This is a genomic window from Mesorhizobium onobrychidis (assembly GCF_024707545.1).
Classification (GTDB): Bacteria; Pseudomonadota; Alphaproteobacteria; order Rhizobiales; family Rhizobiaceae; genus Mesorhizobium; species Mesorhizobium onobrychidis.
In genome coordinates, this window is the sequence record NZ_CP062229.1 from 4,426,750 (window position 1) to 4,447,774 (window position 21,025).

General features: G+C 58.7%; 22 protein-coding genes and 2 pseudogenes. 17 read left to right on the forward strand and 7 right to left on the reverse strand.

Annotated elements, in window-relative coordinates:
* Window positions 1-68: 68 nt before the first annotated feature.
* Complete coding sequence (locus IHQ72_RS21980) at window positions 69-167, forward strand: hypothetical protein (RefSeq protein ID WP_374120403.1); 99 nt, start codon at window positions 69-71, stop codon at window positions 165-167.
* Window positions 168-219: 52 nt separating this feature from the next.
* On the opposite strand, the gene IHQ72_RS21985 is transcribed toward IHQ72_RS21980, so the two are convergent.
* The 4 genes from IHQ72_RS21985 to IHQ72_RS22000 all read right to left on the reverse strand — a co-directional run bounded on the left by IHQ72_RS21985 (window position 220) and on the right by IHQ72_RS22000 (window position 2,789).
* The gene (locus tag IHQ72_RS21985) at window positions 220-1,044 is read right to left on the reverse strand and encodes a methyltransferase domain-containing protein (protein ID WP_258117197.1); all 825 of its coding nucleotides are present in this window, start codon (window positions 1,042-1,044) and stop codon (window positions 220-222) included.
* A gap of 624 nt (window positions 1,045-1,668) precedes the next feature.
* Entirely contained in the window at window positions 1,669-1,794 is a 126-nt protein-coding gene (locus IHQ72_RS21990) for a hypothetical protein (RefSeq protein WP_258117199.1), read from the reverse strand.
* A gap of 372 nt (window positions 1,795-2,166) precedes the next feature.
* Window positions 2,167-2,400: a hypothetical protein gene (locus tag IHQ72_RS21995; protein WP_258117200.1), complete on the reverse strand. Its 234-nt coding sequence runs from the start codon at window positions 2,398-2,400 to the stop codon at window positions 2,167-2,169.
* Between the two features lie 86 nt (window positions 2,401-2,486).
* The gene (locus IHQ72_RS22000; RefSeq protein ID WP_258117201.1) at window positions 2,487-2,789 is read right to left on the reverse strand and encodes a hypothetical protein; all 303 of its coding nucleotides are present in this window, start codon (window positions 2,787-2,789) and stop codon (window positions 2,487-2,489) included.
* 229 nt (window positions 2,790-3,018) lie between these two features.
* Between IHQ72_RS22000 and IHQ72_RS22005 the strand changes: the two genes are divergently transcribed.
* From IHQ72_RS22005 to IHQ72_RS22080, 16 genes and pseudogenes are all read left to right on the forward strand, one after another.
* Entirely contained in the window at window positions 3,019-4,161 is a 1,143-nt protein-coding gene (locus IHQ72_RS22005) for a helix-turn-helix domain-containing protein (protein ID WP_258117203.1), read from the forward strand.
* Between the two features lie 295 nt (window positions 4,162-4,456).
* Window positions 4,457-6,199: a putative bifunctional diguanylate cyclase/phosphodiesterase gene (locus tag IHQ72_RS22010; RefSeq protein WP_441338639.1), complete on the forward strand. Its 1,743-nt coding sequence runs from the start codon at window positions 4,457-4,459 to the stop codon at window positions 6,197-6,199.
* A gap of 172 nt (window positions 6,200-6,371) precedes the next feature.
* Window positions 6,372-6,893, forward strand: a complete 522-nt coding sequence (locus tag IHQ72_RS22015; RefSeq protein WP_258117205.1) for a ubiquinone biosynthesis methyltransferase UbiE — start codon at window positions 6,372-6,374, stop codon at window positions 6,891-6,893.
* Window positions 6,890-8,065 (forward strand): class I SAM-dependent methyltransferase, encoded by a 1,176-nt coding sequence (locus IHQ72_RS22020; protein ID WP_258117206.1) that lies wholly within the window; start codon window positions 6,890-6,892, stop codon window positions 8,063-8,065. Before IHQ72_RS22015 ends, IHQ72_RS22020 begins: the two co-directional genes overlap by 4 nt.
* On the forward strand, window positions 8,062-10,446 hold the full coding sequence (locus tag IHQ72_RS22025) for a SpoIIE family protein phosphatase (RefSeq protein ID WP_374120267.1): 2,385 nt from the start codon (window positions 8,062-8,064) through the stop codon (window positions 10,444-10,446). The genes IHQ72_RS22020 and IHQ72_RS22025 overlap by 4 nt, the downstream gene beginning before the upstream one ends.
* Before the next feature lie 2 nt (window positions 10,447-10,448).
* A complete protein-coding gene (locus tag IHQ72_RS22030) occupies window positions 10,449-11,009 on the forward strand; it encodes a slr1658 superfamily regulator (RefSeq protein ID WP_258117208.1) in 561 nt (186 codons plus the stop codon).
* A 25-nt stretch (window positions 11,010-11,034) separates the two neighbouring features.
* Window positions 11,035-11,373 (forward strand): slr1659 superfamily regulator, encoded by a 339-nt coding sequence (locus tag IHQ72_RS22035; protein ID WP_258117209.1) that lies wholly within the window; start codon window positions 11,035-11,037, stop codon window positions 11,371-11,373.
* Between the two features lie 403 nt (window positions 11,374-11,776).
* The gene (gene tnpA, locus IHQ72_RS22040; RefSeq protein ID WP_258117210.1) at window positions 11,777-12,214 is read left to right on the forward strand and encodes an IS66-like element accessory protein TnpA; all 438 of its coding nucleotides are present in this window, start codon (window positions 11,777-11,779) and stop codon (window positions 12,212-12,214) included.
* On the forward strand, window positions 12,211-12,561 hold the full coding sequence (gene tnpB, locus IHQ72_RS22045) for an IS66 family insertion sequence element accessory protein TnpB (protein ID WP_258117211.1): 351 nt from the start codon (window positions 12,211-12,213) through the stop codon (window positions 12,559-12,561). Before tnpA ends, tnpB begins: the two co-directional genes overlap by 4 nt.
* Window positions 12,562-12,632: 71 nt before the next feature.
* Window positions 12,633-14,216: an IS66 family transposase gene (gene tnpC / locus IHQ72_RS22050; RefSeq protein ID WP_258117212.1), complete on the forward strand. Its 1,584-nt coding sequence runs from the start codon at window positions 12,633-12,635 to the stop codon at window positions 14,214-14,216.
* The gene (locus tag IHQ72_RS22055) at window positions 14,213-14,809 is read left to right on the forward strand and encodes a UPF0149 family protein (RefSeq protein WP_258117213.1); all 597 of its coding nucleotides are present in this window, start codon (window positions 14,213-14,215) and stop codon (window positions 14,807-14,809) included. Before tnpC ends, IHQ72_RS22055 begins: the two co-directional genes overlap by 4 nt.
* Before the next feature lie 184 nt (window positions 14,810-14,993).
* Window positions 14,994-16,248: pseudogene (gene istA / locus IHQ72_RS22060) on the forward strand (IS21 family transposase).
* A gap of 53 nt (window positions 16,249-16,301) precedes the next feature.
* Window positions 16,302-17,098, forward strand: a pseudogene (istB, locus tag IHQ72_RS22065) (IS21-like element helper ATPase IstB).
* 162 nt (window positions 17,099-17,260) lie between these two features.
* A complete protein-coding gene (locus tag IHQ72_RS22070) occupies window positions 17,261-17,887 on the forward strand; it encodes an ATP-dependent DNA ligase (protein WP_258117215.1) in 627 nt (208 codons plus the stop codon).
* Window positions 17,888-18,113: 226 nt separating this feature from the next.
* Window positions 18,114-18,332 (forward strand): DUF3072 domain-containing protein, encoded by a 219-nt coding sequence (locus tag IHQ72_RS22075; RefSeq protein ID WP_091591041.1) that lies wholly within the window; start codon window positions 18,114-18,116, stop codon window positions 18,330-18,332.
* 853 nt (window positions 18,333-19,185) lie between these two features.
* On the forward strand, window positions 19,186-19,593 hold the full coding sequence (locus IHQ72_RS22080) for an ATP-dependent DNA ligase (RefSeq protein ID WP_258117217.1): 408 nt from the start codon (window positions 19,186-19,188) through the stop codon (window positions 19,591-19,593).
* Here the strand turns inward: IHQ72_RS22080 and IHQ72_RS22085 are convergent.
* The 3 genes from IHQ72_RS22085 to tolA all read right to left on the reverse strand — a co-directional run bounded on the left by IHQ72_RS22085 (window position 19,497) and on the right by tolA (window position 20,884).
* Window positions 19,497-19,913 carry a response regulator transcription factor gene (locus IHQ72_RS22085; protein ID WP_258117219.1) on the reverse strand — a complete coding sequence of 139 codons (417 nt, stop codon included), beginning with the start codon at window positions 19,911-19,913 and terminating at the stop codon, window positions 19,497-19,499. The two genes, IHQ72_RS22080 and IHQ72_RS22085, sit on opposite strands and share 97 nt — an antisense overlap.
* A 148-nt stretch (window positions 19,914-20,061) precedes the next feature.
* The gene (locus IHQ72_RS22090) at window positions 20,062-20,220 is read right to left on the reverse strand and encodes a hypothetical protein (RefSeq protein ID WP_258117223.1); all 159 of its coding nucleotides are present in this window, start codon (window positions 20,218-20,220) and stop codon (window positions 20,062-20,064) included.
* Between the two features lie 271 nt (window positions 20,221-20,491).
* Window positions 20,492-20,884 (reverse strand): cell envelope integrity protein TolA, encoded by a 393-nt coding sequence (gene tolA / locus IHQ72_RS22095; protein WP_258117224.1) that lies wholly within the window; start codon window positions 20,882-20,884, stop codon window positions 20,492-20,494.
* Window positions 20,885-21,025 lie beyond the last annotated feature (141 nt).

Below are 21,025 nucleotides of genomic sequence, written 5' to 3' on the forward strand. Positions count from 1 at the left end.
GGGCCGCTGCGGAACTCATGAAGTGGGCCAAGCGGGGACCCAAGTGGACGAAGGCGGTCGAAGCCTGCATGGCCTGCATTGAAGGTGAGGGCACACCCGAGGACGTAAGGAAGGCCTTCGAGGTTGCTGCCAAGGAGGAGGGGTTGCTACGCTCCTCCTCTAATTAGGCTCACTTTGCGTGGGCGCTGTTGAACACCGGATGCCGCAGAGTCAGCTGCACTATTTGCGTGCGAGCACGACGTGAGCCTCTTGGGGGAACATCAGCTCCCCTCCAGTTGAATAGATTGCCAGCGAAGAACTTACATCACCCATGATCGCTGCGACGACTGCGTCGCGATGTCCGGCATCCATTCCGCTGACCAGCCCAGCCTGCGGAGTCGCTGCCAGCTGTAGTCGCACATATGCCTTTGACGAGGGGAACCGGATGTTCTGTGTCGTCGTGTCGAAGGTCACCTGACGAAATCCCGCCCCGGCCACCAATCGGTAAAGCACGTCCGCATCGGCAAGTGAATGCTCGGACCGTTTCGTTGCCGAAGCGCCTGGGCCAAGGTGTCGATCCAAGGCATCCGCCAGCGCCTTTGCCGCAGGAGTGTGCTCAATAGCGCTGAAAACGCTTAAGGCCAGTCGGCCGTTAGGCACCAGAACCCGGAACATCTCACGTAGCGCACTCGATCGGTCCGGAAAAAACTGCAGTCCGAGTTGGCAAAGAACCAGATCGAAGCTGGCGTCAGGGAACGGCATTTCGAGCGCGCTTCCCTCGTGCCACTCGATACGTGGTCCAGCGCCTCTCGGGAGCGATCGAGCAACGGCAAGCATGCCCGTGTTGATGTCGAGGCCGACGACCTGCCCACTTCCCATACGCTCGGCCGCCAAGCGTGCCACCACGCCGGTGCCGCAAGCTACGTCCAGAACCCGCTCACCAGATTGAGGCGCAGCGCGATCCACGAGGTCGGCAGCCCACAGGGTTGTGATTGCCGGGACCAGGTAGCGCTCGTAGAGTTCCGCGGCGCTGCCTTCCAGCTGCCACTGCTCCTGCTGGGCCATAGCGTCCCTCCCGCACAACGAGCCGCTCGGCAAAAGGCCCGATCGGCGCTTTTGAGCAGCCATCATAAGCGCGTGTCTGTCAAACAAGCAACCGGGCCAACCGGCGGTTGGTAGACGCGACGCTGCCGGCGCGCGTAGGATTTCCTACGATCCAGGCGCACCCACCCCCGCCCACCCTGTGCCTGGTGAACGACTGAGAAGTCTCGCCCGCCGTGCCGAAAGGTACGGCGGGTTTTTTGTTTCCAGATGGAACACTGGCACGGGGCGGGCGTTCGGCTCCTGCAGCAGCTGTTTGCCGAGCAAAGTCAGTGGGCATCAGGCGTGAAGAGATCGACGAGGACGTCGACAGTCTCAACCGCACCATCCTTGTGCCATTGTGCATTTCGACCCGGGAGCCGGAGTAGTGGGTTATCCGGGAGCCCGCCTGATCTGTCAGCTTTCGGTTAATCGCTTGAGCGGCTGACACTCGCCTTTGGGAGGTGGCCGGCGCCGCTTGGGGGGCGTTGGGGTAGAATGCCTGTAGGGCGCCGGCCTGACGGATTGGGGTCCGCCGTTGGATAGTACCAAACTTGGCGATTCGAGTAATTCCGTGATCGCGGAATGTGAGGAGGCGGTCGACGACGCTCAGTCCTTTGCATCGTCACCGTCTTGCACAGAGCCATCGTTTTCATCTGCCGGGCTTTCTAACCCGGCCAGTTGCCGGTCGGCCATTTCTTTAGCGAGGCCCACCAGAGCATCGACCTCTTGCATCTGGTCCACGTGACCGCCATTGGCGACGCGTTTCCGGATCGTCTTATCGCAATGCCCCTTGGGCGGCTAATAGCCTGTACTTTTCGAAGATCGCTAGCTTCTGCGGATAGGTGATCCGTACCTTGGCGTTGCACCCGTCGCATCTGAAGTGCGCGATCGTTCTTAGCGCAGAGCCCTTCCTTACCGCCGGATGCGAGCAATCCGGACAATCGAATGTGAGCGCAACATCAGACAAGTCTTGGGCTAAACCCATTTCCATCTCCTTCGCAAGCGCTGTGGCTACACTCTGGCGGGACTCAATGGGGCAATGCAGATGCCAATCCGGCTGTGCCAACGCGGGACTAGAACAATTCGCCTCGGAACACCGCCAAGCTAGTGCGCCTTCTCTGCGCCCTTTGAGAGACGAAGAGACCTAACTTCATCCAGCAGTTCGCGCTCCTTGGTAGTAATGTTTCGGAAGATTGCGACAATCGCCACCGCTAAGGCCTCGGCATCCCGGCTTGAAGAGTCAATGTGTTCATCTGCGCAAACCTGATCGAACACGCGTTCGCAAATAGCCAAATCATGAGGGCTGAGGCAGGTGCGATTGAAACGCCGGCGCAGCATCTGTGCGAACCTTTCAGGGCCCGTTGCCCGTGTTTGCGGCGGGCTTTTTTTGCCGATGAACCGCTGAGGCGTGTATTGGAATAAGTTTACTCGCTGACCGATAATTGGTCTTTCAATAGCCCCAAAATCAGCGCGCACTCGCGAGCTCTATACTGTCCAGCAATCATAAGTTGGCGGTAATCTCGCAGTTTTTGTTCTGGGACATGAAATCCTCGCCGAAATTCCGCCGCCTCTTTCGGAGTTCGAGTGCAACCGAGTTTACTGGCGGTGACTTTCAAACTCGCCAGTGAGCATCCGACCTTGGCTGCAATATCTTTCAAAGGTTCGTTATTAAAATATCCATCAAGAATTATCTTGCGACGAGCTTCCGCTTTGAGCTTTGCGTTCATTTCGTTGTCTCCTCAACTACGCTTTCACCGTGCCAGACTCTATACGCACCAGGTTGAAGAGTGTCGTTATCGTCGCATCCAGAAACTTATCTCGGAATGCATTTCTTGCTGTAACCCAGCGTGATGGCGCTCTGTGGACTCGCGTTCCGCTAGTCTTGCCAGATGCCTGTGATACACCACATGATTGAGGTGGAGATGGGCATACCGGAATCGGATACGGCACTACGCGATGGACGCTAAGAGGCAGGACAAGGCGCTTGCGAGGCAGGCGCTTCAGCGCGATCGACGTCGTTGGCCGCGCGAAGCTCAATCTTACAATGAGGCTGCCCCGTCACTTGCGCCGGCGCTCGAACCTTTGCCCTTTTCGACGCTCGAACTGGCGCCAGAGGATCAATTCGTCGCTTGGCAGGCGCATATGGCTCCGCTTGTCGAGATCAAGTTGCCGGATGACAAATCGCTCGACGATGGCTTTCCCGCCGACCACACGGCTTGGAACCTCGGCGGCATGCTGATCGTTCAACAGCGCGCACCGGCACATAGTTATATGCGTTCTGCTGCGAAGCTTCGGTCCAGTTCGATCGATCACTGGTATATCGCTTTGCCGCATACTGGCCGGTCGTGGACGGAGGTCGATCGCCGCGTAGCGGAAAACCAGCCGGGCAAATTGGAGATTAGATCGCTTGGCTACCCGTTTCGCGGGAGGGCAACGGAATCCCAAAGTCTCTTTCTCTATTTGCCGCGTGATTTGTTCGCCGACGCGGCGGCAACCCTGGACGCAAAGAATAATTCAATTCTGTCCGGCAACTTTGCCAACCTTTTACTCGACTACCTCAACAGCATCGAAGCAAGACTGCGCAGTGTCACGGCTGACGATCTGCCCCGCATCGTGCACGCAACGCGCAGCATGATCATTGCCTGCCTCTCGCCCCCGGCGGAACATGCCGCGGCCACCGAACAATTGGTGAGTGTCGCGCTGATGGAGCGAGCCCGTCGATACGTCCACAACAATCTGGATGCGGCTCATCTGACGCCGGATTCAATGTGCCGGGCGCTCGGCGTCTCGCGCTCTCGTCTTTATCAGTTGTTCGAACCGAGCGGTGGTGTTCTCCACTACATACAAAGTCGCCGACTTCTGGCAGCCCATGTTGCGCTTAGCGATCCGGCGGACAGCCGGCGCATTGTTAATATTGCCGAAGCCGTCGGGTTTAGTTCAGCGGCTAATTTCAGCCGAGCATTTAGCAAGGAATTCGGTTACAGCCCCCGCGAAGTCCGAAGTTCCGTGGTGTTGCCGCGCCCCGCCCACTCTGTTTCGCATGCTGGACACGAGGAGGCCTCTTCCTTTGAACATTGGCTCAAAGCGCTCGGAAGCTGAGTACAGGATCGGGGATGGTTGAAGTGGGGCGGGCTCAAAACAGGGGCGGGGAAGATCAGCCGCCTCATGGACCAGAATATTTCGTGTCGCGTCCACCGCGCCATCAATTATAGCCAATTCCCGATTTATTAACCAACTGTTGATCGATGTCGCCGCCAATCACAGCGGAGCATACATTGCAACTACGCAGCATGTGACACTTGTTGAGACTGCGAGTTGTATGTTTGCCAAGCTTGACAGTTATGCTATTTCTGGGCTGGGGGACGTGGATTCTCACCGCCTATGGAGGTGGCTATTGCACCCGGAGGCATCAGGCGTCGGCACGGAGAGTGAGGGGCCTTCCTCAAGCGATGCACCACGTCCCGGCGAAGCGCTGCTCGCTGACCTTTTGGCGAACACGACCGAACTTTTGTCGTTCTATGATCGCGACTTCTGTCTGACGCACTACGCAACCAAGCTCAAAGGCGTATACGGAGGCGCGGTGGTGCCGGGTGCCGCCGTTTGGGAGATCTACCCGAGCTTCCTCGATGCGAGGTATCGCGACGAATTTCTTCGTGTGTTCCACGGCGGCTCACCGGCAAGCATCGATTTGCCGCGATCATCGGGCGAAGCGCCGCGGTCCGCTTTCGTTTTCGCCACTGCAAATGGTGTGGGAATCATTGAATTAAGAGAGCGCGATGGGCGGAGCGTAGTGGAGGAGCAAGAGCATGTAATTCTGCTCCATCAGGCGACGCACGACGTGCTGACCGGACTGCAGAATCGGCGGCGATTCGGCGAGCGGCTGCAGCAGGCAATGGCGGCCCTCGGCGGATCAAAGCCGAAAGCCGCCCTTCTGCAAATCGACCTTGACGATTTCAAAGCGGTCAACGACACGCTCGGCCATGGAGCAGGCGACACTCTTCTTCAACTCGCGGCGGGTCGTATTCGCGACGCGCTGCAGGACGGCGAATCCGCATACCGGTATGCCGGCGATGAGTTCGCTGTCATCCAATTGGGAAAGGAGCAGCCGGCAGAGGCTGAGCGCCTCGCCGGATCGCTAGTCGACGCGTTCAAGAACCCGTTCGTCATTAACGGCATTCCCGTCTTCGTCGGCTCGAGTATCGGAATTGCTTTCGGGCCGGAGCACGGGACCGATGGCGAACAGTTGATGAAAGCCGCTGACATTGCTCTTTACGCGGCCAAGACAGATGGACGCGGCTGCGCTCGAACATTCAACCGTTCGATGCTGCTCTTGCTCGAGCAACGCGAGAATCTGAGGCGCAGACTTCGAACCGCGCTGGAGCGGGGCGAGCTTTATCTGGAGTATCAGCCGCTCATCCGGCCTCCCTCGTCGGTGATGGGTTTCGAAGCGCTGCTGCGGTGGCGGCACCCCGAGGTCGGAACCATTCCACCCAACGTGTTCATACCGATCGCCGAAGCCGACGGTTTGATGGACGAGATTGGACGATGGGTGCTCGAGGAAGCCTGTCGCCAGGCATTGACGTGGCCTTCCTCGCTGACAGTCGCAGTGAACCTGTCGCCGGCTCAGTTCCTTAGCGGTTCGCTGACGGACACGGTCGCTCAGATCATCGACGCAGTTGGAATCGGAGCCGACAGACTTGAACTTGAGATAACCGAGACGGTCCTGCTTGAAAAGACGATCGACAATATCGACACGTTGAACACTCTGAACGTTTTGGGAATACGAATTTCGCTCGACGATTTTGGAACATACTATTCATCGTTAAGCTACCTTAAAAACTTCCCCTTCGATACTTTGAAGATAGATCGGTACTTTATTGCGGACCTGGAGACCGATCTCAAAAGCCAAACGATCGTGCGATCGATCATGACTCTGGCGCACGGCCTGGGGATAAATGTCACTGCCGAGGGGGTCGAGACGTCGGCACAGGCACGGTGGCTGATCAAGGAGCATTGCGATTGCCTGCAAGGCAACTTCCTGGGAAAGCCGCTTGGAGCCGAGGCGATCAGCGATTTCATCAGGCGGTCCCCGCTGAGGGTGGTACGAGCGATGGAGGAATCAAATCGGGCTCTCTAGCGCCTTGCACCCTTTGTTAACGATGAAGTGGGGAGTTGTGGAAACGATCAAGGCAGATATCGCGCAATTCTTCGAGTCAGTGCGGGACTGACAAATCACGACGGTCAAATTTCCGCCTCGGAGGTCATCGCGCCACTTGGGCCCAAATACTGATGGATAAGTGAGGATACCGATGGGACCTGTTCATCATGACGGAGCTGGCGAGCCGACTTTTGAGCCTATGATTCAGATCGACATGGAAATAAAAGCTTTTGTCTCTGCTTGGAGACACTGCGATTATGTCTCGACATACATGGCCCGCATGATCAGTCAAAATAGATCAGACTCGGTCCGGCATTCAAATCTCTTTTCTTCTGCCTTTAACGAATTGCTGGAAGTCGCCTTTCGTATGCGCCATGCCGACGGCGAATTGGCATGCAGGGTGTCTCGCCATGGCGCGACGGATAGGATCGAATTGACATTCCCTTGCGTGCCGGAAGAGCGCCAATTCTACGAAGAAGCCGTGTCGCAAGTCGCAGGATCTGAGGCCAGGGAGCGATACCTCAATTCGGTGTCCGGGGACCTCGCGCCCAGCCGTGAAGTCGTACTCTTGGAACTGGCCATTGACTACAACGCGACATTCCGACTCGATGAAGCCGGCGCTGATACGATCACGCTTGTCGTGGATCTTCCGCTTGAGGGCCTGCCAAATTGAACCCTTACCTTCTCCCGCGTTTCGAAACGCAATACGACATCAACGATCAGGAGTTCTCTATTTCGGGGATAGTGCGGCCCCAGTCAATTGATGAGCTTGCGCCCAGCATTGCCCTGTTGAAGGACTCCATCGATCGTGTACGCGGTATACTATATGTGAACATCAGGCGCCTGACGCAAATGAACAACACCGCGTTTCACGCCTTCTCGCGGGTCATCATTGACGCCTGTCGCGCGCGACCCGATCTAAAATTTGTGGTCATCACGTCAAGCGTCGTCGGATGGACGACGCGAAAATTCGGTCGCTTGAGCGGAATTGAACCAAACATCACGGTTGAGGAGTATGACAGCGAGTTCTATCCGGGGCAGACCTTCCTTGAAGAAGGCGGGTTCATTCCGATCCTCCGCACACAGACGAAGTTGACTTGGCGTCACGAGCGCACAATTCTGCCGCGACATGGCATGCAACCCGGTATTGTCATGGCTGACATCTGTTGCGGAATCGGGGATTTCGCCGTGCTCGTGCAGAGGGAGTTCGAGCCGTCGCGGATCGTCGCCCTCGATCACGCCAGGACAAGCCTCGCCTATGCGCGAAACGTGGCGGCGGAGTTCGACATCAAGAGGATTGAGTACACTTATGGCGATGCGTCAGAAATGCTGCTCGAGGACGATCAGTTCGACCTCGTCACGTGCCGCCATTCGCTGCAGGTGTTCAATAACCCCAAGCTGATCCTCAAAGAACTCTTCCGCATCTGCAAGCCGGGCGGACGCGTCTACATCACAAATGAAAAGAACTCGCACTGTCTGGGCGAACCGCGCGCCGACAGCATCCAGTGGACCTATAACGAAGTCGCCAAGCTCTGGGCGCACTTCCAGATGGATATCGAGCTTGGCCCCAAGAGCCGACGGTACCTGATCGAAGCGGGATTCGAAGACATTCGAGTCGAATCCTTCATGATCACCAACCACGACGGCGATCCGCAGGACTTCGCGGATGTCATCGCGGCATGGGAGAACGTCTATGCGGGCGAGATGGCGACCAAGCGAGGTGACCCACCGGCATTTATCAGACGGTTCCGACAGGGCTTCCAGGATCATATCTTCGCTGCGCTCCACCCCAAGGGCTATGCCGGCTGGCCGATCTGGGTTGCATCGGGACGCAAGCCACTATGACCGACTCGGATGTAACTCCGCCTAGACCCTGGTCCGTCTTCCGCCTTAACAGCTTCCGCGCGAAATTCATGTTCATTGTAGGTGGGGCGGTGCTCTTCGATCTCCTCGTCGGCGGCAGCGTCGCCCTGTGGAACGTGAACCGGCTGTCCCGCGACGCGACGCAGCAGATCGAGAGCGGCCTCACGAAGGCGACCCAGGAATACCTCCAGAACTATATCGAGACGACGGCGCTGCGCGCCGATCTCCTCTTCGACCGCATGCACTCCGAGGTGACCGCACTTGCAGGCTCCATGCAGAGACTAATCGATTATCCGGAAGCGAAAGATGCGATCGGCAAGGCGCTGGCGAAGAACCCCAATTTTAATGCGCCGCTTGTATATGACGCCACGGGAAACTGGGTGCAGACCCGGCAAGGGTCACCTTCGGTCATGAGTGTCTGGGGATATCTCCTCTCCGCCGATCACCAACCGAAGCCCGAAATTCTCCGCGACATCCAGGAGAGTGCAGTCTTCGATATTTTTGGCACGAGCCAGATGGCAACAGGCGCGAAGAAGCTGCAGGTCTATTACGTTGGGCCGAAGGCAGGACCGATCATGCGCACGACACCTTATTCCGATCAGGCGCAGACCTTCGACAAGCTCTATCCGGGCCACAACAACGCGAATTTCTGGGATTTCTTCTTTCCTGGCGTCTATGAAGGCTGGGAGGGCTGGATCAGGGAGCCGGATTCGCGCCCCGTAAAGGGCGATGACATCACTGCGACTGCTCCTTATATCGACGCGATTACCGGCAAGCTCATCGTGAGCTTCTTCCACCCGCTCTGGACGAAAGACCGCAGTGATGTCGCCGGCATGGTCGCTGCCGACGTGACGCTCGATCAGCTCGCTGACATCGTCGAAAGCGTGAAGGTCGCCGATACGGGCTTCGGTTTTCTCACCATGTCGAACGGCAATGTGCTCGCGATCAAGCCTGAAGGCGAGAAGACGCTCGGGCTCAAGATCGCAAGTGGTGCGGCAGGTCAAGGCGTTACCGGCCTCGACCGCTCGCTCAAAAAGAGTACGCACGCGACCGTCGCAGCGCTCGAACTTCCCGCCGACGACAAGACGGTCATCAAGCATATTTCGATTGAGGAGAACGGCAAGGCCGAACCTTACATGGTCGCACTTCGCCGGCTAAACGCAGTCAATCTCTGGAATAGTAAGGGGTCCATCACGGCCGAAACCCTGATGCTTGGCTTCGTCGTCCCCGAACGGGAAATCTATGCTTCCCTCCTTGCAGCGCAGCAGAGCATTTCCAGCGCGACCAACCGGATCCTGATCACCCAGGTCATCGCAGTTATCGTTTCGCTCCTGATCGTCTTTGCGGCTGTCTTCGGAATTTCAAAGCGGATCACTGCAGGCCTCAGTGCGCTTGCCGGAGCCGCCAAGCGGCTGCAGGCGAAAGACTATTCAGTCCGGGTAAGCATTCCGACGCGCGACGAAGTTGGAGAGGTCGGGGACGCGTTCAACCGGATGGCAGAGCAGATCAGCTTCCATACGGAAAACCTCGAGCATCTCGTTGATGAAAGAACGAAGGAGCTTGAAGGCGCAAATCAAGAGATTTCCGCCCTCAACGGCAAACTGCGAGATGAGAACCTCCGCCTTGGTGCAGAGCTTGCAGTTGCCAAACAGATCCAGATGATGGTTCTGCCGAGAGCCAGCGAACTCGAAGCGATCCCAGGGGTAGAAATCGCCGCCTATATGCGGCCGGCCGACGAAGTAGGCGGCGACTACTACGACGTCCTGCAAGAGGGGTTGCGGGTCAAGATCGGGATCGGCGATGTGACAGGTCATGGGCTGGCGAGCGGTGTGCTGATGCTGATGGTTCAATCCGTCGCACGCGCACTGCAGGAGACTGGCGAGGACAATCCACGTCAGTTCCTCGATCGACTGAACAGAGCCATCTATAAAAACATCGAACGGACCAACACCGACAAGCATCTCTCTCTAGCCTTTCTTGACTTTGAGAATGAGCAGGTGACCCTCTCAGGGCAGCACGAGGAGGTTCTTGTCGTTCGTGCAAACGGAGAGATCGAGCGGATCGACACGATCGATCTGGGTCTGCCGATCGGCCTCGAACGTGACATCTTGCCGTTCATCGCAACGCGCGACATTCCGTTCAACAGTGGCGACGTGATCGTGCTCCACACCGATGGCGTAACCGAAGCGGAAGATCAGGATGGCGAACTGTTCGGTCTGGAACGCCTTTGCATCAGCGCGCGCCATTATTATCGCGGGAGCGCCGAGGAGATCAAAACTGGAATTATTGAGGATCTGATGGCCCATATCGGAACTCAGAAAATCCACGATGACATCACCCTCGTGATCATGAGGCACAAGTAGGAATGACAACACTGTTCGGAACAGCCGGCCTTGCAATCGGAATGAGAGAGAGCGCCAGTCGCGTGCGACTGTTCGACGGACCTCTCGACCTGAGTTGGCATCATTGCGCTACTACCTCGGACTTCATCGCAGACCTTTTCGCCCTGCGCTTTCTGTCATCTCGCAACGACCACAGGGAAGTACGACACAGCATCGGCTATCTGGTCAACGAACTCATTGAAAATGCGGTCAAGTTTCGTGCACCGGGCGAGATCACGATCGAGGCGGCCATCGACTCAGAAAGTTTCAAGGTCAAGGTCTCGAACGTTGTCGATGGCGAAACCACCGTTGAATTTCAAAATCTTCTGTCGGAGATCACAGTCGGTGATCCGGGTGAACTCCTGATTCAACGGATCGAAGCGAATGCCGCGGACCCTGAGACGACACGTTCCGGTCTTGGATTGCTGACGTTGATGAGCGATTATGGCGCGAGTCTGGCCTGGATCTTCAGCCCAGCCGATGAAAGGGATTTGGTTTGCCTGGAAACATATGCTTCGATTCCGATCATACAAATTCATAACTAATAACTAAATGAAACGAACTCACAACATGGAAATAACGACAGCACAATATCGCGTGTGGAGCGAAGCGAGCGAGATTTTTTTTGATGGCGTCATGAGGTTGGCCAGTTTTGAGGCCTATGCGCCAATTTTGTCTTTGTTGATGGAGGTTCTTGACTCGAAACCTACTTCTATTACGCTCAATTTAACGGACCTTGAATTTCTCAACTCTTCAGGCATTAACCTCTTGGCGAAATTTACCATCGAGGTGCGCAAGCATCCCGATGTTCGACTCATCGTGCGTGGAACGCCCGACATACCCTGGCAGTCGAAATCATTGCCGAATCTGAAGAAGCTGCATCCCGCTGTGGTGCTTTTGATGGACTGACCAAGGTCGTCCGCAATCAGAGTAATTCCAGGAAAAGTGTGAGACGGTCTTCCGTCCGGAATTGCAGTCAAAAAACAAAGAGATAGAGCGGTTCTGCGTTTCCGTGAAATGACGAACCGCTCTAGCCAAGGGCTGCGTAGGCTGGCGGGAATCCCGGACAGCAATAAGCCGGGAACGGTGCAAGAGCGCCGCGCCGAGCAAGATATGTACGCCAGGATAAGTATTAGGATGCAAAGCTAACGACAGATCGGCCTCGTGCGTAGATGCTTGCAATGGCTTGGCGGGGGCTCGGCACAGGTGGCAGGCATCATGTTGGGGTGATGTCGTGCTGCCTGTGCCGATTAGCGTAAGCGATGCGCCAAGGCACCTTGCAATAAGCCGATGAACATGGAGTTTTCGGGCCATGACATTGGAACATGCAAGGGGCGATACGGTCGCCGAGATCAGCGGCGCCGCGCCGGCAGAAGATCTTGCAAGGGTGGCCGGGCGCGTGCGGCAACGAAGGCTGTGGACTTGCACCGAGAAGCGCGCGTTGGTCGACCTGGCGAGCGCGGCGGGATCGTCGGTGACCGAGGTCGCGGAAGCGTTCGGCGTAGCTCCGTCACAGCTCTATGCGTGGCGCAAGCAGATGGCCGGCGGCGAGCTCGATGCCGATCAGGCGATAGCGACCTTCGCACGCATCGAGGTGAGCGATCTGCCCGGTGTCGAACGCCCCGTCGCCGATTGCCCGGACCCGGCCGGCGGGATCGTCGTGGCCTTTCCGAGCGGCACGCGACTGCGCATTGACGGGAGCGTCGATCCGACAGCGCTGCGTATCGTTCTGGCGGAGTTGACCAGGTGATCACGGTGGTGCCGACCGACCGGATTTATCTGTGCTGCGGCGCGACCGATATGCGCCGCGGGATCAACAGCCTGGCGCGGATGGTGCAGCAGGTGCTCGCGCTCGACCCGCACACCGGCGCGATCTTCTGCTTCCGTGGACACAAGGGCCATATCATCAAGATTTTGGCGCATGACGACCAGGGGTTCTGCCTGTTCACCAAGCGGCTTACCGATGGTTGTTTTGCCTGGCCAACCACCAAGGAGCAGGTCACCGTATCGCTCACCAAGGCGCAGCTTTCGCTGCTTTTGGACGGGATCGATTGGCGCCGACCGAGCAAGATTTATCGACCGCGTTTGGCTGGCTAATTTGGACGTTTCTTATTGATTTTGTGATGATTCTGCTTCCGTAACGAGGGTCTTTCGGGTATAGGTTTTGGGTGTCGGAACAAGCTCCCTCAACCGCAGATTTCTTCGCCCGGATCGCCCTTCTGGAAGCGGCCGTTTCTGCCCGCGACATCACCATCGCCGAACGCGATGAACAGCTGCGAAGAGAGCGCGCCGAGGCCGCACTTCGCATCCAGCGCCTGCAGCTGCAGATCGATCGCTTCAACCGCAAGGCCTTCGGCCGCTCGTCCGAGAAGCTGGGCCAGATGCGGCTCGAACTCGAAGATCTCGAGACCGATTTCGCCGCGAGCGTGCCCGATATCGAGCTGCCCATCGTCGCTGACACCGCCAAGGTTCGGGTGTTGCCGGTGCGCAAGCTCAATCCCAACCTGCCGCGCAAGCACGACGTTCGCGAGCCGTCTTGCGCATGTTGCCCGGGCTGCGGCGGCGATCTGCGCGCCATGGGCGAAGATAGTGAGGAGATGCTCGATCTGGTCGCCCAGGCCTGGCAGGTGATGGAGACCATTCGACCTAAGTACAGCTGCCGGACGTGCGATAAAATCATCCAGGCGCCGGCACCAGTTAAGGCCATTGCACGCGGCAAGCTCAGCTATGCCGCGCTCGCCCATATCATGATGGCGAAGTGGGGCTATCATCTGCCGTTCTACCGTCAGGCCCAGATGATGGCCGCCAAGGGCGTCGATATCGAGCGTTCCACGCTTGCGCGCAGCGCCGGCTACGCCGCCGCCTTGCTCGACCCGATCTACAACCGCATCCGCGAGATCGGCCGTACCCGCACCAAGATTCATACCGACGACACGCGGCTTCCGATCTTGGTGCCCAGCGCCGGCAAGACGCACAAGGGCGCGCTCTGGGTTTATGTCGCCGACGACCGCAATTCGGGTTCGCAGGAGCCGCCGATCGCCTGGTATCGCGCCACCCTGGGCCGCGCCGGCGAGAGCGTGATGACCGAGCTCGCCGGATTTGCCGGCACCCTCCAGGCCGACGGTTTCAGCGGCTATAACCAGATCTACAAGGGCGGCGCCATTCGAGAAGCTGCCTGCCTGGCCCATCTGCGTCGCAAGATATTCGACGTTCACGACAGCCAGCCGACCGAGCTCAGCACCACGGCCATGGCGGGTATCCAGGCGATCTACCGGATCGAGGAAGAGATCCGGGGACTCCCGCCCGCCGAGCGATTGGCCGCACGACGAAGGCGCACCCGACCACTGGTCCGCGCGTTGCGACGACAGCTTATGCGCCAAGGCAAGGGTTTGTCGCGCCATGCCGATATCGCGAAGGCCTTCGCCTATGGCACCAAGCGATGGCGCGCGTTCAACCGCTTCCTCTACGATGGCCAGCTCGAGCCCGACAACCTGATCGCAGAGCGGGCCATTCGTGGATTTACGGTCGGCAGGCGCAATTGGCTTTTCTCCGGCAGCTTCGCCGCGGCAGAGCGGTCAGCGGTCGTGCTCAGCATCATCGAGACCTGCAAGCTCTGCGGCGTCGATGCCGAAGCCTACATGGCCGATGTCACCGAGCGCATCCAGAACGACTGGCCAGCCTCGCGCTGGGACGAGCTGATGCCGTGGAATTGGGCGCGCCGCCAAGAGATGCCGCTCCCGTTGGCGGCATGAGCGCGCTCGATGACATGGCGCTGTCGGACGAGGCGCTCGAGGCCTGGATGGCTGCCAAGACCAACCGCCCGCTGGTGCGGACCATGTCGGCGCTGGATGGCTTCGTAACGGCAGCGATCACCGGGCCGCGGTTCGCGGACCCGCAGGACTGGATGTGCCCGCTCATGGGGTTGCCGCGCGACGTTTTGGCCAAAGGCTCTGCAACCGATCACGCCGTATTTGCCAGCGTCGCCAGGATTCACAATCGGACCAACGAGACGCTCTTCGACAGACCGCAGGATTATGCGCCCCGATTCGCCACCAAGCCCAGCGGCGGCATCGATCCCCGGCCGTGGTGCCAGGGGTTCTACGCGGCCATGAATCTCAACATCAAAAGCTGGAAACGGCTACTCGACCTCAATAATCCCAATCACGGCCTGCTGCTGCCGATCCTGATCTACTGCGTTGACAAAAAGGGCAGGCCCGTCCTCGGCAAGCCCAGGCCGGGGCCCGAGACCGCGCACATCATCGAGCACGAGGCGTACAAAGACATCGCCCTGGTCATCCCCGCCCTCCGCGAACTCCACTACGTCACCCATTACGACCCGGAGTGATCGGCGCCGGCGCGCCGACCAACAAGCCACCTGTCATCGGGCGATGAATATTCCCTGATTGTGGGCATCGAAAATTCCCTAGTTGGCGCTGCTGTCGCCAGTTCCGGGACGCGTCCCGGAACTGGCGGCTTTCGCTCCGGCGTCGATAGTCCGTCCCGATTTGATCGGAATCGGAGCGGCGCTGGTGGTCCAACTTGGAGAACTTCTGATGATATTGGATCTACACCGTCAGGGCCTGTCCGTGACCGCGATTGCTCGGCGAACGGGCCGCGATCCCAAGACGGTCCGCAAATACATCGAGCGCGGGCTCGAACTTCCCGCCTATGGCCCGCGACAGGCGGGGCGGCCAAACAAGATCGTTCCCTTTGTCGACTATCTGCGCGAACGGGTCTCGGCCTTTCCCGATCTGAGCGCCGTGCGCCTGACGCGCGAGATTCGTGAGCGCGGCTATGACGGCGCCTACACCGCCGTGAAGCGCTTCGTGGCCGCAATCCGACCGCAGGAGCAGGTGCGTCCCTTCGAGGTGCGGTTCGAGACTCCGGCCGGATATCAAGCACAGATCGACTTCGCGCGCTTCGTCACCGAGTTCACCGACGCGCCGGGCGTGACGCGCATCGTCTGGCTGTTCTCGCTCGTGCTTGGCCACTCGCGCTACATCTTCGCCCGCTACGTCATGCACCAGGACCTGCAAACGCTGCTGCGCTGTCATATGCAGGCGTTCGACGCCATTGGAGGAGTACCGATCGAGATCCTCTACGACAGGATGAAGACGGCGGTCACATAACGAAGGCCACATCATCTACAATCGCTCGCTGCTGGCGCTGGCCAAGCACTTTGGCTTCCAGCCCAGAGCCTGCCGGCCGTATCGCGCCAAAACCAAGGGCAAAGTCGAGCGACCATTCCGCTATATCCGCGAGGACTTCTTCCTGGCCCGCAGCTTCCGCAATCTCGAGGACCTGAACGAGCAATTGCGAGATTGGCTCGACACCGTCGCCAATGCTCGCCTGCACGGCACCACGCAACGCATCGTCAGCGAAGCCTTCGCGGCAGAGCAGCCGGAACTTCAACCTCTCCCGGCAGTTCCCTTCGACGCGCTTCTCAAGCTGGAGCGTCGCGTCAGCCATGATGGTCTCGTCTCGATCGGCGGCAACTACTATAGCGTTCCCGATCGCACCCGGCGACTTGTCGAGGTTCACCAGCTTGCCGACTGCATCCGCATCCTGGACGAAGGCCGGCTGGTCGCCAGCCATCCTGTGATCGAGGGGCGCCGCCAATATCGGATCGATCCTGCTCATCGTCAGGGGTTAGCTCGCCACGCCGCGAGGAAGACCGCCCCGGATATCATCGTCGGCCGCCTCGGCGATCATGTCGCCCGGCGCTCGCTCGACTTCTATCAGGCCGTCGCCGAGCGACTGGCCGACGCGGGGAGCCGGTCATGACCATGCACGCATCCACGATCGACAGCATCAGGAAGAGCCTGGTCGGGCTGCGCATGCCGCGGGCGCTCGAAGCGCTTGAAGCGATCCTGCGGCGCATCGAGCAGGGCGAGATCGACGGCATCCAGGCCTTCGAGGAACTTCTGGTGGAAGAACTAACCCTGCGCGAAAGTCGGCGCATCAAGGCTGCTCTGATGATGGCGCGCCTGACCACCATCAAGACGCTCGCCGGCTTCGACTTCGCTTTCCAGCCATCGCTCGATAAAAACCGCATCATGGCGCTGGCCGAACTGAAGTTCATCGAGCGGGCGGAGGTAGTCCATCTTCTCGGCCCGCCCGGCACCGGCAAGAGCCATCTGGCGACCGCGCTCGCCGTCGAAGCCGTCAAGGCCGCAAAGAGCGTCTACTTCTCCACGCTCGCCGACATTATCGCCTCGCTGGCCAAGGCCGAGCGCGAGGGCAGTTGCGCGAGCGTATCCGCTATCTATGCCGCGCATCCCTGCTGGTCGTCGACGAAATCGGCTATCTCCCGGTCGTGCCCGGCGGCGGCAATCTCTTCTTCCAGCTCGTCAATGCCCGTTACGAGAAGGGTGCCATGATACTCACCTCCAATCGCGGCTTTGCAGAATGGGGCGAAGTTTTTGGTGATCCTGTTGTCGCAACAGCATTGCTCGACAGACTTCTTCACCATGCCGTCGTCGTGCAGATCGAAGGATCGAGCTACCGATTGCGCCAGCACGCTGATCTTGTTCCCGAGCATGTTCGCTCCAAAGCGCTCATCAATCCGCCGCCGCCGCCGAAAAAGCGTGGCCGCCCAGCAGGACTGAAATCGACCGATCAAGACGCCGGCTGATCACCGAAACCTTCACCCGCCAGATAGGGAAAATTGGATGCCCACTTTTGCGGAAACTTCGGTGCCCATTGACACCACCTAACCATCAAGACGATTTCGGGAAAGGTGCCTTGGCGCATCGCTTACCGATTAGCCGCCGCTGCGCGATCAAAGGTGGCGTCATTGAGTAAGCGTGCCAAGGTCAATGGCGGCCGGCTGGAGTTTCTTCCGCCGCAGATCCCGACTCGGGTCGAGCGGCCGCCTGAAGATGAGGGCTGGGTCCACGAGGCCAATCTCGACGGCTATCGAACGCAGATCATCATCGATAATGGCGGCGTGCGTCTTTACAGCAAGAACGGCCGTGACTGGACCACGAAATACTGGCCCATCGCACTGGCCGTCGATCTGCCATGCCGGACTGCCATTCTCGACGGCGAGGTCATTGTGCCGGGCGAGCAGGGCGCTTCCGATTGCCCTGCGCTGGAAGCCGCGATCTGGAACGAGCCGAGCCGGCTGGTGTTCGTCGCGTTCGATATCCTCCATCTCGACGGCCGCGATCTAGACTCCTTGCCGCTGCTGCAGCGCAAGCAGGCGCTGTGGCAACTGGTTGAGCCTGGCCTCGGCAAGATCCAATACAGTGAGCATTTCGAGGGCAGTGCGCTGGCGCTCTTCCGCACCGTCGAGAAGATCGGGCTCAAGGGAATTATCTCGAAGCGCGCCGACAGCCGCTACAGGAGCGGACTGTCGAACACATGGCTGAAGGCCAAATATTTCGAAGAAGCCGATTTCCGAGTTGGGCGTCGTTTATGAGCCAGGTACGGCTCCAATGGCCCTGATCGCTGCTCAAGGGGCGTCCTCACCGATTTGAGGATCGTGCAAGATTACCACCATAGGTATCCACGTTATGAAATAGCCAAGAAGAGATTCGCTCCGCTTGCGCGTAACCGGCCTGGGCGGGCGGACGCGACACGCATACCAATCTGGCGGAACAAATCATGATCATTCTCATTGTGGTGATCATCAAGGGAGATTGATCATGGGCGACCGGCACAACCCAAAAATCGAGGCACCGGCAAATGTCGAAAAGGACCCGGAAGATTGGATCAGCGGAGATGACCCCATGACCCCCGCACAAGCCTCCTATTTGAAAACTTTGGCCGAACAGGCCGACGACCCTGACGCCTATGCTGACGGCCTCAGCAAGGCGGAAGCCTCTAAACGCATTGATGCACTCCGGGAGAAGTTAGGCCTGTAGTGCCCGCTCGTGGCTTTTGGTCTCCAGCGACGGGGAGCCGTTCCATCGAACCAGGCAGCGGCTCTGTCCAGTTTGTTACCGTGGTCTGGAGGCTTGCGGTGCTCTGTATTACGAATTGGGTGACTGCGGCGGCAAGCGTGGCGACGCCGAGGGAGATCAGCCCTAAGAGCGGTCGCGGCAGCCGCCGTGACGGCATTCTACTGCCGGCGCGCCTTCGCCACTGGCCAGACCGATTGTCGTAGCGAGATTTGTCCACGCCCTTCTTCCCAAACGGAGAATGCGTCCATTGCGGGCGAGAGTCCAGCGCGCGCGGCGCTTACGCGGTCTGAAGCTGTTCGACAGAATTCGCGCCTGACAGAGCCTAGTGTTCGGTCGGCAGCGGCTCATGATTCGGGGAGATGATGATGCAGCACCTCACCAAGGTTTCTCCCACGTCGAATGTCTGGCCACAGACGGGGCAGAACTCGAAATGCCCTGCATCGTCGTTGGCAGGCGGCGCCTGCCCTTGATGCCGGTTGCGGGGTTGTCGGTTCGATCTCGTCTCACGTTGGTTGCTACCGCGCGCTTGATAGGGACGGCCCGACAGCCGCTGCGGGGTAGGCAACCGACCGGCGGGCCTAACCGGCGGGGTGTGGGCGTGTCCAGCCGGCTGGGACGAATAATAAGCCGTTTCATGCATCATTGCTAATTTAGTAAAATGGTCACGTTCCGTTCCCCTAGCCGCCAGATCGGACGGACCTAGACTCGAATCCGTGCGTAAACCAGTGCGTGCCGCATGAAGCCAAATTCGACGGCTACCGCTCGCAAATCATCATCGAGGACGCTGGCGTTCGCATTTTCACCCGGAGAGGTCTTGATTGGACTGCCAAGTTACCGCGATCTGGCCGAGGCAGCCAAAGGTCTCAACGTACCGAACGGCATCATCGACGGCGAAGTCGTCGTCTTGAATGATGCCGGCCTGTCGGATTTCGCGGCTTTGCGCAAGGCCATCACCAGGCGCCAGCACGACCTCTATTTCGTCGCGTTCGATCTGCTGCATCTCAACGGTCACGACTTGCGCGACACGGCGCTTGAGGATCGGCGGGAAATCCTGGCCGGCCTTATTGGATCTGACAGCCGCATCCAGTTCAGTGAGACAATACCAGGCGAAGCTAACGCGATCTATCATCTGATCGACACGGCCGGCCTGGAGGCGGTGGGCGCCGGCCCCAGTGCCCTGTTGACAGCGTCGATCAACAAGGCGGCCGGAAACGGCTTGTGAAGGTAGGCGATACAACCTGCCTTGGCGCCTTGCTGTTCGAGGGCTGCATCGTCAACGGCAGTGATGAAAATAACCGGGAGACGGGACCCCGCATCTTTCAGCCGCTGCCGCAGTTCGATGCCCGACATACCCTCAAGATGGATATCGAGCACAAGGCAGCCGATCCGGCTCGTGGTGTCGCGGTGGAGAAAGGCTTCGGCCGACGAAAATCCCTGGGTCAGAAAACCATGTGCGTTCAGCAGCCGCTCAAGACTCGTTCGCATGCTGGAATCGTCTTCGACGACCGCCACCACCCTGCGCTGGTCGGCTTGCCGGGTCATCACCTTCCCGAATTTATTCTTCGGCTGTCAGCGGATATGCGCGAGCACGACAATCACATATTAGTGAACCGGAATTAACCCCGCGCATAAAGCGGCCGCACCCAGACCATGATCCCGAACCGAAGGTCAGCGCGGGATGTATCTGCCTCTATTGGTGGCCACCGAGCTCAAAGGCCATCTTGCAGAAGTCGCCATGCGCATCCCGAATGCCGTCCTCGTCGCAGTCCTTCATGATCCCGGCGCGATCCTCCTCCGCCGTCGCCGCCCACGCGGTCTTGAATTCCTCTTTCGACTTCAACGTCTTCATGTCGGCAGCGGTTTAGAAGGGCGCCATTTTCGTCGGCTCGTCGAGGATGCCTTCGCCAGCAAGTGCGGCGCCGGTCATCATCGGAAGCGCCATCGCGCCCATGCAAAGAATCTTGATTTTCATGATCATTCCTCCTGCTTGGTTGAGCCTCCCGCTTGGTTGAGATCTGCAGCCTACGCTAACTGAAACGCCGAACGACTCATATTGTTCTTGTGGGCAAAATTCCCCTTATCAAGGCGGGGCGGTCGGTTCGGGTGATTTGGGTTTGACCCTAGTTCTCAGGCGAGATGGTTTGCGCCCTATCGGCTGATGCAAAGTCCATCGTGAACGGCTGCCCGCCGATCCCCTGGGCCAACAGGGGAGACAGTTCAACAGGTGTGCATCGATCCACTGCGTCCATGGCAGCAGCGACGAATTGCTGACGTGCTTTCTCGTCGCCGGCGACATTGATGAACGTGGCTTCTGGTGGACCAATCAGCGATCCATCGCTCTTGAGGCTGAAACTCAGCCTAACGGTGGAGTTTTTAGCGCCGGACGGCGGTTTCCAGCACGACATGACGGCTGCCCCAACCTCGTCCATCGTGGTGAGTGGATCCGCATGTGTCGTCAGCGGCAGCAAAACCAGCGCAATGGCAAAGGAAACATCTCGCTTGAGGCTTTTCATGGCTTTCCCCGATCTGGATGTCGCTTTTTCAAAATCCCGGCGGTGCGTAGTTGCGTCGATGCCTTGTCGCTCGGTCAGGCAAATCTGGCCTGCGCGCGTGTGCCCTCTCTTGTCGAAAAATTAGAGATACGAAATGCTTCG

What these genes read in the sequence shown, in the direction of transcription:
- IHQ72_RS22035 (WP_258117209.1), top strand. Translation starts at nt 11,035, where the DNA reads ATGGAAATAACGACAGCACAATATCGCGTGTGGAGCGAAGCGAGCGAG.
- IHQ72_RS21980 (WP_374120403.1), top strand. Translation starts at nt 69, where the DNA reads ATGGCCTGCATTGAAGGTGAGGGCACACCCGAGGACGTAAGGAAGGCC.
- IHQ72_RS22085 (WP_258117219.1), bottom strand. Translation starts at nt 19,913, where the DNA reads ATGACCCGGCAAGCCGACCAGCGCAGGGTGGTGGCGGTCGTCGAAGAC.
- tolA (WP_258117224.1), bottom strand. Translation starts at nt 20,884, where the DNA reads ATGAAAAGCCTCAAGCGAGATGTTTCCTTTGCCATTGCGCTGGTTTTG.
- IHQ72_RS22075 (WP_091591041.1), top strand. Translation starts at nt 18,114, where the DNA reads ATGGGCGACCGGCACAACCCAAAAATCGAGGCACCGGCAAATGTCGAA.
- IHQ72_RS22055 (WP_258117213.1), top strand. Translation starts at nt 14,213, where the DNA reads ATGAGCGCGCTCGATGACATGGCGCTGTCGGACGAGGCGCTCGAGGCC.
- IHQ72_RS22030 (WP_258117208.1), top strand. Translation starts at nt 10,449, where the DNA reads ATGACAACACTGTTCGGAACAGCCGGCCTTGCAATCGGAATGAGAGAG.
- tnpA (WP_258117210.1), top strand. Translation starts at nt 11,777, where the DNA reads ATGACATTGGAACATGCAAGGGGCGATACGGTCGCCGAGATCAGCGGC.
- IHQ72_RS21985 (WP_258117197.1), bottom strand. Translation starts at nt 1,044, where the DNA reads ATGGCCCAGCAGGAGCAGTGGCAGCTGGAAGGCAGCGCCGCGGAACTC.
- IHQ72_RS21995 (WP_258117200.1), bottom strand. Translation starts at nt 2,400, where the DNA reads ATGCTGCGCCGGCGTTTCAATCGCACCTGCCTCAGCCCTCATGATTTG.
- IHQ72_RS22090 (WP_258117223.1), bottom strand. Translation starts at nt 20,220, where the DNA reads ATGAAGACGTTGAAGTCGAAAGAGGAATTCAAGACCGCGTGGGCGGCG.
- IHQ72_RS22015 (WP_258117205.1), top strand. Translation starts at nt 6,372, where the DNA reads ATGGGACCTGTTCATCATGACGGAGCTGGCGAGCCGACTTTTGAGCCT.
- IHQ72_RS22000 (WP_258117201.1), bottom strand. Translation starts at nt 2,789, where the DNA reads ATGAACGCAAAGCTCAAAGCGGAAGCTCGTCGCAAGATAATTCTTGAT.
- IHQ72_RS22025 (WP_374120267.1), top strand. Translation starts at nt 8,062, where the DNA reads ATGACCGACTCGGATGTAACTCCGCCTAGACCCTGGTCCGTCTTCCGC.
- IHQ72_RS21990 (WP_258117199.1), bottom strand. Translation starts at nt 1,794, where the DNA reads ATGCAAGAGGTCGATGCTCTGGTGGGCCTCGCTAAAGAAATGGCCGAC.
- IHQ72_RS22005 (WP_258117203.1), top strand. Translation starts at nt 3,019, where the DNA reads ATGGACGCTAAGAGGCAGGACAAGGCGCTTGCGAGGCAGGCGCTTCAG.